The following is a 15,594-nucleotide window of genomic DNA, read 5'->3' on the forward strand; positions in this document are numbered from 1 at the left end:
TTCGGAGGTAATGAAAAATGAAAAAAGTTTTGGCTATGTCGATTCTCACAATGATAGTTATGTCTATGGGTGGCTGCGGTGCTTCATCTGACAGCAGTTCTTCGCAAGATGTCAGCAGCAAGGCGGAAACGGAAAGCAATTCTCCATACACGGTTGAGGCAGATTTCAGCAAGGGTGCGTCAAATGATTTTTCCATTTCAGCAGGCTGGTCAAATGGTGATCCGTTCAACTGTTCGTGGAGCGAAGATAATGTAACTTTCAATGACGGAAAAATGCAGCTTACCATTGACAGTATGGGCGATTCCGAAGCGTACAGAGGCGGCGAGTATCGTTCAAAGGAAAACTATGGCTATGGACTTTATGAGGTATCGATGAAAGCCATAAAGAATGACGGCGTTGTATCATCGTTCTTTACATACACAGGCCCGTCGGAGGATAATCCTTGGGACGAAATAGATGTTGAAGTCCTTGGCAAGGATACAACAAAGGTGCAGTTCAATTACTACACCAATGGTGTTGGCAAGCACGAATATATGTATGATCTTGGATTTGACGCTTCTGAGGATTTTCACACTTACGCATTTGAGTGGAAAGAGGACAGCATAACTTGGTATGTTGACGGAAAGGAAGCATACAAGGCTACTGAAAATCTGCCTGTTACGCCTGGTAAAATAATGATGAATGCGTGGAACGGCATTGGCGTTGACAGCTGGCTGAAAGCCTTTGACGGCACAGTTCCGCTTACAGCGGAATATGAGTGGGCAAGGTTTACGGCAGAAAAGTAAAGTGATCCGCATATTATGCTTGCGTTTATGTCTTGATTTTTTTTAGTTAATGATATTGATATTTGAACCGACCCCATTCGCTAGGTCAAAAAGTCTAGCGAATGGGGTCGGTTTATTTTACAAAGATAAACTCCATATATTAACTTTTCTCATGAGCCTGACTATTTATGATATCATGAGTATATTTCTGTATAGGGGCGTTTTTTGCTATAATTTTCATTTATATTCTCACATCTCAACTTCTCGGTTATACGCCTCAGCCCCCTCGACATACAGTGTTCTCATTTCTTCAAACGAGTCGCTTGGGGATAGGATAACGCCGTCTTTGCCGAACTTATTGAAATAGTATTTGACTTGGATAGGCGGGGAGATGAACTCGTTGACAGCGTTGGGCTTGGGCTTTTCATTGCCTTTTAGTATGGGGCGCTGATAGAGTATTTTGCCGAACATTTCAACGCCTTTTTCGGTGAGGTACACTTTGGAGATATCGCTCTCATCACTGCCAAAACGTGGGTCGCTGAGTAGGTGCTTCACGGACTTGACGTGACCCTCTTTCAGCCGTTCGTATTCGGTGACGGAGGAGTATTCCTTTTGGCTGAGCTTTTCTGCGATGCTTAGTCCGCTCAATCTGCTTATGCGATAGCTGTCGGCTTTGAACTCTTTGCCTGCGCTTTTTTCGTCGGACAGGCAGACAAGATAATTATACATCTTATATTCGTCGCTGACGATACGGTAGGGGATAAGCCTTATGCGGCGCTTTTCACGGCTGTACATATTAGAATATGCGTAAATGAAGCTGTAATATCTGCTGCCGTTTTGTTTGATGACTTCATTTATTTTTATGATATTGTCGGCGAAAATGAGCCTTTCACGTTCGCAATCTGACAGCAGGGCATAGTCCTCATACACGGCTTTCAGAAATCTTCTTAGGGTCGAGCTGTACACTTTGTTTTCATAATAAAGGTCATCACTGCTCAGTGTATCGTAAAGGTCACGGCATATGCTGAGCCTTACTCGCACTGCATTTTCGGTCTTGGTCTTTTCGTATTTTGCAGAGAGCTTTGAGATAAGATAGCTTTTTATTATCTCCTTGCTTTTATCATCAAGGCTGTCATCGATCTCCTCGATCTGCCATTTTACGAATGCGTTCAGAAGTGGGATACCAATATATTTATAGTTATCGTCACTTTTGTATTTTAATGATGCGATATATGCTGAATCAAATATACTTGTGAGAAATGAGGACATTGATACGCTGCCGTTAGGGGAAAGGCTTGTTTCAAATATGGACTTGTCCTTGATAATGACGGAATATGCAGAGGGTGAGAGGGGTATGGATTGCACCTCTGCGATATATGGTACGCCGTCCTCACGCTTGGGCAGAAATGTGCTTGGGGTCATGCTCATTTTTATCACCTCTTGTATCCATTATATCACAAATGTACTTTTTGTCAATATCATAGAAAATTATTTTGTTGAAATTGTGATATAAATGCCGTAAAAACGTGATAAATGTGCAAAAACATAGACAAAAAAGTTTTTGAAAATTACACTTTTGTTGACGATGATAAGGTGGTATAATGTATACAGAACAAAGGACAGGAGGTGATAAAAATGGGAAAGACGATCCTTACGACTATCCTTATAGCCGTACTTGACTGCGCTATCGCAGCTGTCAAGGAGCTTGGGGACTGAGATGAATTTACAACAGACAGGAGGTGATGAAAATGCTTTATGTAAAACAGCCACTTTCTATTGACATTTGTGTCTGAAAATGGTATAATATATACATTAAAGCGTCGATAAAATAAGTTTGGTGTTTTATTACAGAATATCATTGATTATTTTGTCAACTTTGACCTACTACACTAGTGCAATAGCTTCTCTGTTAGCTCTAGCTACTATACTGGTGCGAATTTGCACTAGTCTAAAATGCTATCTGTGTTACTTTCATAAATTTTTCCCTACTACACTGGTGCGAATTTGCACTAGTCTAAAACTCATTAATAGATTTAGTTTTATCAAGACTGCTACTACACTAGTGCGAATTTGCACTAGTCTAAAACGAAACACCTGTGTTAGGCGTGTCAGGAACTCTACTACATTGGTGCGAATTTGCACCAACTGGCAAAGTCTAACATCAAAAATAACAAATAAAAAATCCCTTAACGCTCAATGCGCTAAGGGATAACTAATATAAGGAGTGATATTTATGGCAAAAAAGAATAAAATGAAGCCTAGAGAGCTGCGTGAGGCTCAGAAAAAAGCCAGACAGCTCAAAGCGGCTGAGATAAATAATAACGCTGTTCCTGCAATCGCTGCCATGCCTGCTGCAGAGGCTGCTGCACCTGCGGCAGAGAAGAAAAAATCCTCCGTAAAGGCGGCAGGAATGAAGTCTATTCTTGTCAGTGAAAATAAAATGTACATAACCTCTTTCGGCAAGGGCAATTCTGCGGTGCTTGAATATGAGGTGGATAATAATGACTACAACAAAACTCAGCTTTCCTCAAAGGACAACAGTAATATCGAGCTCTGTGATGTAGGCAAAGTAAACATCACTTTTTCGAGCAGACGTGGCTTTGAGAGCGGTGTGGAGATAAACACTTCAAACCCTACTCACAGAAGCGGTGAAAGCTCGTCTGTAAGAGGGGATATGCTGGGGCTTAAATCGGAGCTTGAAAAGCGCTTTTTCGGCAAGAATTTTGATGATAATATACATATCCAGCTTATTTACAACATTCTGGATATCGAAAAGATACTTGCAGTGTATGTGACGAATATCGTTTATGCACTGAACAATATGCTTGGGGAAGGCGATGAGAGCAATTACGATTTCATGGGGTATCTTTCCACATTTAACACTTATAAAGTTTTTACTAATCCTAATGGCAGCACTTTATCCGACGATAAGAAAGAGAATATCAGAAAAAGTCTTAGCAAATTCAATGCCCTGCTGAAAACTAAGCGTCTTGGCTATTTCGGCCTTGAAGAGCCAAAGACAAAGGATACAAGAGCTTCGGAAGCATACAAAAAGCGTGTTTATCATATGCTTGCAATTGTGGGGCAGATAAGACAGTGTGTTTTTCATGATAAATCGGGTGCAAAAAGATTTGACCTTTACAGTTTTATTAACAATATTGATCCCGAATACAGAGAAACCCTTGACTATCTTGTAGATGAGAGATTTGATTCTATAAATAAGGGCTTTATCCAGGGCAACAAGGTCAATATCAGCTTGCTTATTGATATGATGAAAGGCTATGAGGCTGATGATATCATACGCCTTTATTACGATTTCATTGTGCTTAAATCTCAGAAAAATCTCGGTTTTTCTATCAAAAAGCTTCGTGAGAAAATGCTGGACGAATACGGCTTCAGATTTAAGGACAAGCAATATGACTCTGTGCGCTCAAAGATGTACAAGCTTATGGATTTTCTGCTTTTCTGCAACTACTACAGAAATGACATTGCCGCAGGCGAATCTCTTGTGCGCAAACTGCGTTTTTCAATGACCGATGATGAAAAAGAGGGGATATATGCTGATGAAGCGGCAAAGCTTTGGGGCAAATTCAGGAATGATTTTGAAAATATCGCCGACCACATGAACGGTGACGTTATCAAGGAGCTTGGCAAGGCTGACATGGATTTTGATGAGAAAATTCTTGACAGCGAAAAGAAGAATGCGTCTGACCTTTTGTATTTCTCCAAAATGATATATATGCTCACATATTTTCTTGACGGCAAGGAGATAAACGACCTTCTTACAACGCTTATCAGCAAGTTTGATAACATCAAGGAGTTTTTGAAGATAATGAAAAGCTCTGCTGTTGATGTTGAGTGTGAACTTACGGCGGGCTACAAGCTGTTCAATGACAGCCAGAGGATAACCAACGAGCTTTTTATCGTAAAGAACATTGCTTCCATGAGAAAGCCTGCGGCTTCGGCGAAGCTTACGATGTTCCGTGACGCACTGACTATACTCGGTATAGACGACAAGATCACGGACGATAGGATAAGCGAGATTCTAAAACTTAAAGAAAAAGGCAAGGGCATACATGGCCTGAGAAATTTCATAACAAACAATGTTATCGAGTCCTCTCGGTTTGTATACCTTATCAAGTATGCGAACGCTCAGAAGATAAGAGAAGTGGCTAAGAATGAGAAAGTTGTCATGTTTGTTCTTGGGGGTATCCCTGACACGCAGATAGAGCGTTATTACAAGAGTTGTGTGGAATTTCCTGACATGAACAGTTCTTTGGGAGTAAAGCGCAGTGAGCTTGCGAGAATGATAAAGAACATCAGCTTTGATGATTTCAAAAATGTGAAACAGCAGGCAAAGGGCAGAGAAAACGTGGCTAAGGAGAGGGCAAAGGCTGTTATCGGGCTTTATCTTACGGTCATGTATCTGCTGGTGAAAAATCTTGTGAATGTCAATGCAAGGTATGTTATTGCGATACACTGCCTTGAACGTGATTTTGGGCTGTATAAGGAGATAATTCCTGAGTTGGCTTCAAAGAACTTGAAAAATGACTACAGGATACTTTCACAGACGCTTTGTGAACTTTGTGATAAGTCGCCGAATTTGTTCTTGAAAAAGAACGAGCGGCTGCGCAAGTGCGTTGAAGTTGATATCAATAATGCAGACAGCAGCATGACAAGAAAATACCGCAACTGTATTGCTCATCTTACTGTAGTTCGTGAACTGAAAGAATACATAGGAGATATTTGTACAGTGGATTCTTACTTCTCCATTTATCATTATGTTATGCAGCGCTGTATCACGAAAAGGGAAAATGACACAAAGCAAGAAGAGAAAATAAAGTATGAGGACGATCTTTTAAAAAATCACGGCTATACGAAAGACTTTGTAAAGGCTCTCAACTCGCCGTTTGGATACAACATTCCGAGGTTTAAAAATCTTTCAATTGAGCAGTTGTTTGACAGAAATGAATATCTTACTGAAAAGTAGCGTGGTGTAGATACCGCCGCTCTCTTGGGGGACAGGAGGTGGCGGTGATATTCATTCTTGTAAAAGACGTGGTGGATATTCTGTTTGATTTGTTTTTTGGAAAGAAGAAGTAGGACAAGTGAAAATCAGAGCGCTGTATGCAATGTGATGCGGATATCTACAAACGCTTAGCAGCATAAAGCTGATGAAGCTCCTTAAAAAGCTGAATATTTTTCGATTTTCTACCTCACCAGCGTCATTAGGGGAATAGTCCCAATCGTCTGTAGAAGCGATAACAACAGTATCGTTCTTAAAGTCAACTATAGCGCCAACACCATATGTAGTGATAAGCTGAGTTTTTCTTATATCTCCAACGGAGATCTTTTTGTTTGAATATGTTGATATGCCATTCTTCTGCATAATCTCTTATTCTAGGCTCGATACTTTCGACACGTTCAAGCATGGTTCGTTTTATCTGCTCTATATCTTTATCATCAGCAGTTTTTCGACGATGGCAGCAAAAATCCTGCTCTCACACAGAAGATCGTGGACAGCGTATCGAAACTTTCTGAGAATGATCAGAAGCTTGTGCTGGAGATTTCGGAGAGGTTGGGGAAAGATTGAATCGATAAAGTGCCTTAATGCTAGTCATAAGGCACTTTTGCTATGTGGAGCATACAAAAAAGAGTTACGCTTTTCTGTTCCTCAAAGCATAACCCTACTTGTTTAGTTAATACAAAAACTTCCCCTGCGGCGTTAAGTTCTGATAATAAAAAAGCCATGACGGACAATGCCCGTCACGGCGAGTGACTGGTCGAGGTGACGGGACGTTGAACAGTGGGTTCAAGCCTGCGTTTCGACCAAAATAAAAAGGTTACGCTTTTCGGTTTCTCAAAGCATAACCCTACTTGTTTAGGTAATACAAAAACTCCCCCTGCGGCGTTAAGTTCTGATAATAAAAAAGCCATGACGGACAATGCCCGTCACGGCGAGTGACTGGTCGAGGTGACGGGACTTGAACCCACGGCCTCTGCGTCCCGAACGCAGCGCTCTACCAAACTGAGCCACACCTCGAAATACCACTGTAATATTGTATCACACCCATCAAACCTTGTCAAGGCGTTTTTTTCTGTTTTGTATCCTCTTTGCTTTTTTTACTGCGTTGACCTTTGGTGTATGACGAATTTATTGAAATCATTCTCATTGTAACTTATTTTCATTGACATATGCCTTGCGTTGTGATATTATATATATAAAGGTGTTCTCGTTTAAAAGTTTTTGTATGAGGTGATGAAATTGATGAATATGAAGAAAAGAATGTTGAGCATTGTCCTGTCTGGCGCAATGGCTGTTTCTACTGCTGTGTCTGCTGGATCGTTCAGTGCCTTTGCCGTGGCGCAATGTGTTGCGTATTCAGGCTCTAATGTGAATGATCAGGACTATGTGCAATGGTCTGACACAGTGAAATCTTACCTGACAGTGTGCGACAACGGCAATTATATGCGTGTCCAGTCAGGCGCTATCGAGGGCAAACTCCTTGTGGAATATTACAGCTCTGATTTTGAACCGCTCAGCACTAAGCTTATCGACAATGAACTGCCGATCTTTGGTGCTTTCTATGACTCCGGCAATAATTATTATGTACTTAGCGGTCAGGAAAATCCGAAACAAAACGACTCCCTCGAGGTTTTCCGTATAACGAAGTATGATAAGAATTGGAACAAAATAAAGTCCTGCGGTCTGTATGGAGCTAACACTACAGTTCCATTCGATGCAGGCTCGGCAAGAATGACCCATAGCGGTGACCACCTGCTTGTGAGAACCTGCCACGAAATGTATAAATCAAGCGACGGCAATAATCATCAGTCTAATGTTACCATTGAAGTGGATATGCCTTCAATGACTATCACTGATTCGTATACCGGCATCATGAACGTTGATTATGGCTATGTGAGCCACTCCTTCAATCAGTTTATAAAAACCGACGGCAACCATATAGTCGCCCTCGACCATGGTGACGCTCATCCACGTTCTGCCGTTCTGGTGAAGTATAATTCTGATTTTACTACAGGCAAATTTTTCCCAAGTTATTTTGAACAGGTCAGCAATATCGACGTTGTAACATACCCTGAATATACCGCCGGTCACTATAACTATACAGGTGCGGCTATAGGCGGCTTTGATGTGTCATCATCAAGCTATATCGTGGCACAGAGTACAGTTGACCTTGATTATATCAATACGTCAGAAACACGAAACGTCTACGTTTCCGCTGTTTCAAAGGACCTTTCCACAAACAAGCTCAATAAGATAACTTCTTATGCAGAGGGTACAGACTCAGCTTCTGCTCCACAGCTTGTGAAGATAAATAATAACAGCTTTTTGCTATTGTGGAGCAGAGATACAAAGGTAAGCTGTGTGAAGCTAAACGCTGACGGCACAGTAAACGGCAGTATACACACCTTTGAGGGAAGCCTTTCAGATTGCCAGCCTGTTATCAAAAACGGCAGAGCAGTTTGGTATGTTTACGATAAAAATAACGTTACCTTCAACTCCCTGAACCTTTCAAATCTTGACGATATAAAGACGGTTGACGTCAAAACAGGTCATGACTACGAAACAAAGTACGCATCAAAAACTGACGGCACTGTAACACAGACCTGCAAGTCTTGCGGTTATGTGAATAAGTTCACAGTTCCGACCTCTACCACTGTTTATTGGCGCACAGACCTTTCGAATACGTCCTTTTCAAGCGTATTGAGCAAAACTCAGTTCAGTGTGGGCGACAGCATTGATTTCTGGCTTTATGACGATACAGACTACACAGTTGAATTTTCTGATCGCAGTATGGTAAGTGTAAATAAGCTTGAAAACTATGCTAATGATATCAGACGTATCACATTCAAAAACGGCGGTTCACTCACTGTAAAAATTTATCCTACATACAATCCGTCTGTAGCAAAGACATACAAATTCACCTGCGGATGCACGAGCCACACATATGGCAATGCTGTTATTACAAAACAGCCGACCTGCACATCAGAGGGTACAAAAACAAAGACTTGCACAAAGTGCAATGCGACAGTTACAGAAACTATACCAAAGACTTCACACAAATATGCTAACACAGTTGTTGCACCTACTTGCACTACTGACGGCTACACTCTCCACAAGTGTTCAGCTTGCGGTACTTCATACAAGGACAACACAACAAAAGCAACAGGTCACAGCTACGGAAATTCTGTTGTAACAAAACAACCGACCTGCACATCAGAGGGTACTGCTATAAAGACTTGCACAAAGTGCAATGCGACAGTTACAGAAACTATACCAAAGACTTCACACAAATATGCTGACACAGTTGTTGCACCTACTTGCACTACTGACGGCTACACTCTCCACAAGTGTTCTGTTTGCGGTACTTCATACAAGGATAGCACAACAAATGCAACAGGTCACAGCTACGGAAATTCTGTTGTAACAAAACAGCCGACCTGCACATCAGAGGGTACTGCTATAAAGACTTGCACAAAGTGCAATGCGACAGTTACAGAAACTATACCAAAGGCTTCACACAAATATGCTGACACAGTTGTTGCACCTACTTGCACTACTAACGGCTATACACTCCACAAGTGTTCAGTTTGCGGTACTTCATACAAGGACAGCACAACTAATGCAACAGGTCACAGCTACGGAAATTCTGTTGTAACAAAACAACCGACCTGCACATCAGAGGGTACTGCTATAAAGACTTGCACAAAGTGCAATGCGACAGTTACAGAAACTATACCAAAGACTTCACACAAATATGCTGACACAGTTGTTGCACCTACTTGCACTACTGACGGCTACACTCTCCACAAGTGTTCTGTTTGCGGTACTTCATACAAGGATAGCACAACAAATGCAACAGGTCACAGCTACGGAAATTCTGTTGTAACAAAACAGCCGACCTGCACATCAGAGGGTACTGCTATAAAGACTTGCACAAAGTGCAATGCGACAGTTACAGAAACTATACCAAAGGCTTCACACAAATATGCTGACACAGTTGTTGCACCTACTTGCACTACTAACGGCTATACACTCCACAAGTGTTCAGTTTGCGGTACTTCATACAAGGACAGCACAACTAATGCAACAGGTCACAGCTACGGAAATTCTGTTGTAACAAAACAGCCGACCTGCACATCAGAGGGTACAAAAATAAAGACTTGCACAAAGTGCAATGTGACAGTTACAGAAAAGCTTCCTGCAAAGGGTCACACTGCAGTTACCGACAAGGGCTACCCTGCTACTTGCACCACCGCAGGCAAAACAGACGGCTCACATTGCTCAGTTTGCAATACTGTTATCAAGGTTCAGACAGTGATATATGCCACAGGTCACAAGTCAAGCGGTTGGATAGTTGACAAGGCGGCTTCTATCGGAGTTAAAGGCTCAAAACACAAGGAATGTACAGTCTGCAAGAAAGTTCTTGAAACGGCTGAGATCCCTGCACTTTCAAGAATTAGCATTTCAAAGGCAAGCGTGACACTTTCCACTTCGACCTACGCATATGACGGCAAGGCAAAGAAGCCTGGTGTAACGGTCAAGCTAAACGGAAAAACTTTGAAGAATGGTACAGATTACACAGTTTCCTATTCAAACAACACCAAGGTCGGAACAGCTACTGTAAAAATCACAGGCAAGGGCAATTACACAGGCTCAGTTTCTAAGACCTACAATATCAAAAATAACTTCAAGAAAGCCACCATTTCAGGCATTTCAAACAAGTCATATACGGGCAAGAATATCACTCAGAGCTTTACTGTTAAATACAATGGCAAAACGCTGAAAAAAGGCACTGACTACACAGTTTCCTACTTAAGCAACAAGAATATAGGTACTGCCACTGTAAAAGTCACAGGAAAAGGCTCTTACGCAGGCACTATCACAAAGACGTTCAAGATAAATCCTGCCAAGCAGGAGATACAGAAGCTCACTGCTAAGAGCAAGGCATTCTTTGTGGATTGGGCGCAGAAAGGTTCGGCTACCGGATACGAGATACAGTACGCTACCAACTCAAAGTTCACAAGTGCAAAGAAAGTTACCATAACAAACAACAAGACCGACAAGACCACTATTTCAAAGCTTTCAGGCAAAAAGAAATATTACGTTCGTGTTCGTTCGTATACAACTGTAAAGGGTACTAAGTATTATGGCGCTTGGTCGGCTTCAAAGAGTGTGACTACTAAGAAGTAATTTTATATGAGAACAGCGTATCGCAGGGGACTGCGGTACGCTGTTTTATTTTTACTTTGATATTGCAGTTCGAGGCATCAAAAATTATTCTTTTCCTAGTCTTTCAGAAACTTCAAGCACCAATCGTTGGTCTTTTTCCGAAAGTTTCGATACGCTCTCAACTATTTTCTGCGTTAGTGCAGGATTTTTGCTGCCATCGTCGAAAAACTGCTTCGGAGTGACTTCAAGATACTCGCAAATGGCAAGAAATTCACCAAGGGACGGCATCGTCCGTCCTGACGATATGCTTTGGATATATCCCTTACTGTGACCGAGTGCAAGGCTCATCTTGTATTCGGACACATTTTTTTGCAATCTAAGCTGCGTAATTCTGTTGCTGATATCCTTTTCCGTCATTTTCATTCTCCCTCCGTCGATTTGTATCACTATACCTATTATAATATATATAATGTGACGATATTACCGCTTATATTAGTATTATTTCTTGACATATACCGCTAGAAAGGGTTATAATGTAAAAGTAAACTAATTTTAAACGGACATACCTTTGTCTGGCAATTATGCTATACTGAAAGCAAGATAAAACGACAAAATACGATGATCTGCCGCACCAATAATTTGACATTTTTGGTTAAAATAAAAAAATATTCTTCGAAAACGTTATACTAAGCAGCCAGCTTAACAAATTCAAAATCAAATGTGGTATAATTGTAAGAAAGAGGGGTAATAAAATGGAAAATGAACGTTTAGACAGAGTACTTGAAATATTTTATCGGCTTTTGCACGGCGAGGTCGTTTCTAACAAGCTTATTGCGGAGGAGTATGGGATATCATCCAAAAGCGTCAGTCGTGACATTGCAAGGATAAACGATTTTCTTGCGGAATACAGGGAGCTTATGCAAAATGCCGAGGTCACATATTCGCACAAGGACAGGGCTTACATACTTAAAAGCGACGAGTTTCTGAAAAATCAGGAGCTTTTTGCCTTGGTAAAAGTGATACTCGGGGCACGTTGTTTCAGCAAAGAAGATATGATATTCATTGTATCTAAGCTGAGAAAGTTTACCACTGCCAATGACCGAAAGCTTCTTGATGAGGTGATCCGCAGGGAGATATATCATTATCACGAGGTACGCTCTGACTGCGACAGCGTGATAAACAATCTTTGGCGTCTTGTGCAGTGCATTGATGGTAAGAAGGTCATTTCGGTAACATATCTGAAAATGGACAGGAGCGAAGTTGTTAGGAAGCTGAAGCCTGCGGCGATAATGTTCAGCGAATATTATTTTTATCTTATCGCATATGCGGCAGATGATACCCAGTACAAGGCGAGGTATTTCCGCATTGACAGGATAAAAAATATTGTTGAGCACAGGGAGAATTTCCAGCTTGATCGTGAGCACAGCTTTGACGAGGGCGACCTGCGTGAGAAAAATCAGTTTATGTTTCCAGGGGACAACGTGCGGATAACCTTTGAGTTTTCGGGGCTGTCTTTGCAGGCTGTTCTTGACAGGCTGCCCACCGCAAAAGTCATTGAGCAGAACGGCACAAAGAGCGTTATCACTGCCGAGGTCAACTACGGCAGGGGGATAATAATGTACCTGCTCTCCCAAGGCTCGTGGGTAAAAGTCTTTGAGCCAAAACCGCTGGTGGAGGATATGCTGGCAGAGATCAGGGCGATGGGGGAAAGGTATGAGGAGAAATGATTTTACAGCGGTAATAATTAACTATTAAATACAAAGATCAGGTTAGGATGTATAATATGAGTGAAATATTGAAATTAGAAAATGAGGGACTTGCCGTTGAATTTGAAGTCATACCGGCCGTAAGTGAAACTGACATTAAGCAGAGCGGCTATGACATCGACGCTGCGATAAAAGATATAGATAATTGTCTAAACATCACAAATAAAAAAATCGAAGCTCTTAATTCCGAAATAGATAGGCTTACTAATCACGCTGACGGAATGGATTATATTGTGGCAGTTGTAAGCGGAATATTAGCAGGAGCAATTGATTCTATATGGGTTGGAGATTTTTCATTAGATCGTGCAAATGAATATGGTGATAATAAAGTAAATAACTTTGTGATTAAAATTGCACAAAAAGCGGGTTATACAGGTGATGATCTTAATGGTGCAGTAAAATATCTTGAAAAGAATTATGCCATCGTTGCCGATAAAGCTACAAATGATTTCGGCGGAGGTTTACAGCACCATTTACGAGATTTCTCACATCACCCAACACTTATAGGTTTATTTTTCTCTATGCTTACTCAGTTTACACATAAATTATATGGCACAGACGTAGCCGGACACTTTAAAGTGGTTGAAGTGTCTCAAGCAGACCTGATCTTGATCGGTAAGAATTTGCCTGAGAAAATTACATTTGGATTGATCAACTGGTTTTTTCATATGATAAGCGATATGGCTGGCTCATCTTCTTCGATCAGCAAAGGTAATACCGGAACTGGTTTGCCCGGTCCTTTAGTTTCATTTTTAAAGGAAATATCGGCACTTCCAATATTCCGTAAACTTGATGATAATGGATATAAGAAGTTTTCTGTTTGGATATCTAAACTCTTTAACGGAACATTGCTTGCAAAAAAAGATGAAAACGGGAAAATAATAGAAGCTGTAAAATTTGATCTGAGGACTGAAATAGGCGTTGCCAATGAATTAAAAAGGCAAGCTGTTCCAGTGATTATAAACGAATGCATTGTTCGTGGTTTTTATTTTATAAGAAGATTATGCAATGAAATAAAATCAAAGGATATCAGGTCATTTGATGAAATGTCACGAGTTGATTGGAAAGCAACTTTACCATTCAAAAATCGCACTATAGTGCGTATGCTTACAATCTCAACTGGAACGTTTATGGCTTTTGATTTAATTGACGCTGCAATAAGATCAGCGGCAAAGTCAGGCGGTAATGCAGCAGTTTTTGCAAAAGAGTTTATTCTCAAAGTGAATTTTGTAGGTGTGGGCAGATTTGCTATTGCCGCTGGCACGGATATCGGTATGGGCATAAAACGAAATAAACTTAGGAATGAGCGTATGCAGCTCTATACAACAAGTATTAGATTACTAAATGCCAAGGTATATTATTGTGAAGCAAATATGTGGATAGCAGCCGAGGATGCAGGAAAGAGTATCGAAGAAGCATATCAGGTAATGATCGTGTCTGTAGAACGCTATCAAGAAAGTATACAACAAATTTCAGAAGATATGAAAAAATTAGATAAACTTATACCAGAAGCTGAAAAGAATAACCCAGGACTTACAGATGATATTTATGACATCTTGAAGTGGGGATAATAAAAAAGGAGTGTTACATATGAGTAATGAACTTGAAATTTTTAAGGTCAATCAATCTGAACTTCCAAACATCATTACAGATCAATGGCGTGATATACAAGGTTTGGAAGATAAGGTGAAGAAGTCTGTTAAAATGGCTCAGACTGCAAAAACTTCTGCTGACAGGGCTTATGGCAAATCAGCAGGTTTGGGACACAAAAAAGAAGCTATTGAATCTTTGCAGGAAGCTTCTGTTGATCTTGCAGAATCACAAGTACAGGTCGTTGAGGCACAACAACTTTCTTTTGAATATCAGAAGAAGCTAAGCGAGATAACCAAGTATCTGTTTGCACTTGGCGTAAGTAATATAGCTGCCAACAGGACAGTTGTTCGTGAATTGGAGTTAAAGCTGAGAGGTGCTTCAGAGGGGGAGCTTTCCGACTTGGCAAGAAAAGAAGTTCTGAGCGTTATATCCCAGTTGAAAGCTCAGGAAGATATGATGAATAAGCAAAAGCAAATGTCTGAAACGTTAAAATCACAGGATAAAACGATATCAGAACATCAAAAGAAAGCGGAACATCACGATGAAGTCCTTGCAAAAATGGCGCAAAAAGACAAAGAACAAGACCTGACGCTATCTAAACACACTAAAAAAGATCTTGAACATGATCGTCTTTTAGCTGAAAGAAAACAGAAAGACGAGGAGCAGGACAAATGGCTTTCTGAGCAGGCTGAAAAAGACCTTGAACATGACAGACTCTTGGCGGAAAGAAAACAAAAAGACGAAGAACAGGACAAATGGCTTTCTGAGCAGGCTGAAAAAGACCTTGAACATGACAGACTCTTGGCGGAAAGAAAACAAAAAGACGAAGAACAGGACAAATGGCTTTCTGAGCAGGCTAAAAAAGATCGTGAACATGACAATCTCTTGGCGGAAAGAAAACAGAAAGACGAAGAACAGGACAAATGGCTATCCGAACAGGCAGAAAAGGATCGTGAACACGATAGACTCTTAGAGGAAAGAAAGCAGAAAGATGAAGAACAAGACAGCAAGCTTTTGGAACATCAGGAATCATTAGACGTAATTATGGAAAGAGATAAATCCCAGGATAAAGCCATAAATAAACTTACAGATGAAAACAAAAAGCTTATGAAACTAGTCGAAGACCTGACAGCAACCAAAAGTGATAAAAAAGCAACTATTATTTCATACATAGTTGCTGGAACATCATTGCTTTTGTCAATTGTTCATTTCTTTATTTGATCATAAACTATATTACTTACTTATTTTAAACACTTTGTTTTCCATAACCACCCAT

Annotated in this window: 9 protein-coding genes and 1 tRNA gene; 6 read left to right on the forward strand and 4 right to left on the reverse strand. The window is 40.7% G+C overall.

What is annotated here, in order from left to right:
• Positions 1–17 precede the first annotated feature (17 nt).
• Positions 18–785 (forward strand): beta-glucanase, encoded by a 768-nt coding sequence (gene bglS, locus RBI_RS12810; RefSeq protein ID WP_081856063.1) that lies wholly within the window; start codon positions 18–20, stop codon positions 783–785.
• A gap of 228 nt (positions 786–1,013) precedes the next feature.
• On the opposite strand, the gene RBI_RS12815 is transcribed toward bglS, so the two are convergent.
• On the reverse strand, positions 1,014–2,192 hold the full coding sequence (locus tag RBI_RS12815; protein ID WP_041337479.1) for a hypothetical protein: 1,179 nt from the start codon (positions 2,190–2,192) through the stop codon (positions 1,014–1,016).
• Between the two features lie 805 nt (positions 2,193–2,997).
• Between RBI_RS12815 and cas13d the strand changes: the two genes are divergently transcribed.
• On the forward strand, positions 2,998–5,754 hold the full coding sequence (gene cas13d / locus RBI_RS12820; RefSeq protein ID WP_041337480.1) for a type VI-D CRISPR-associated RNA-guided ribonuclease Cas13d: 2,757 nt from the start codon (positions 2,998–3,000) through the stop codon (positions 5,752–5,754).
• Positions 5,755–5,805: 51 nt separating this feature from the next.
• Here cas13d and RBI_RS12825 read toward each other — a convergent pair whose 3' ends face one another.
• Both RBI_RS12825 and RBI_RS12830 read right to left on the reverse strand, forming a co-directional pair.
• Positions 5,806–6,153, reverse strand: coding sequence for a hypothetical protein (locus RBI_RS12825; RefSeq protein ID WP_041337481.1), 348 nt, complete (start codon positions 6,151–6,153; stop codon positions 5,806–5,808).
• Between the two features lie 577 nt (positions 6,154–6,730).
• A tRNA-Pro gene (locus RBI_RS12830) sits at positions 6,731–6,807 on the reverse strand.
• A 225-nt stretch (positions 6,808–7,032) separates the two neighbouring features.
• Between RBI_RS12830 and RBI_RS14320 the strand changes: the two genes are divergently transcribed.
• Positions 7,033–10,980 carry a fibronectin type III domain-containing protein gene (locus RBI_RS14320; protein ID WP_051706935.1) on the forward strand — a complete coding sequence of 1,316 codons (3,948 nt, stop codon included), beginning with the start codon at positions 7,033–7,035 and terminating at the stop codon, positions 10,978–10,980.
• An 84-nt stretch (positions 10,981–11,064) separates the two neighbouring features.
• Here the strand turns inward: RBI_RS14320 and RBI_RS12840 are convergent, their stop codons facing one another.
• The gene (locus RBI_RS12840; RefSeq protein ID WP_041337760.1) at positions 11,065–11,376 is read right to left on the reverse strand and encodes a helix-turn-helix domain-containing protein; all 312 of its coding nucleotides are present in this window, start codon (positions 11,374–11,376) and stop codon (positions 11,065–11,067) included.
• A 335-nt stretch (positions 11,377–11,711) separates the two neighbouring features.
• On the opposite strand from RBI_RS12840, the gene RBI_RS12845 reads away from it, so the two are divergent.
• From RBI_RS12845 to RBI_RS12855, 3 genes are read left to right on the forward strand one after another with little or no spacing between them, the layout of a single operon-like run.
• Positions 11,712–12,686: a helix-turn-helix transcriptional regulator gene (locus RBI_RS12845; RefSeq protein WP_041337482.1), complete on the forward strand. Its 975-nt coding sequence runs from the start codon at positions 11,712–11,714 to the stop codon at positions 12,684–12,686.
• 56 nt (positions 12,687–12,742) lie between these two features.
• The gene (locus RBI_RS12850; RefSeq protein ID WP_041337483.1) at positions 12,743–14,296 is read left to right on the forward strand and encodes a hypothetical protein; all 1,554 of its coding nucleotides are present in this window, start codon (positions 12,743–12,745) and stop codon (positions 14,294–14,296) included.
• Between the two features lie 19 nt (positions 14,297–14,315).
• A complete protein-coding gene (locus tag RBI_RS12855) occupies positions 14,316–15,539 on the forward strand; it encodes a hypothetical protein (RefSeq protein WP_041337484.1) in 1,224 nt (407 codons plus the stop codon).
• Positions 15,540–15,594: the final 55 nt, after the last annotated feature.

Origin of the sequence: Ruminococcus bicirculans (ex Wegman et al. 2014) (assembly GCF_000723465.1) — a bacterium.
GTDB lineage: Bacteria > Bacillota > Clostridia > Oscillospirales > Ruminococcaceae > Hominimerdicola > Hominimerdicola aceti.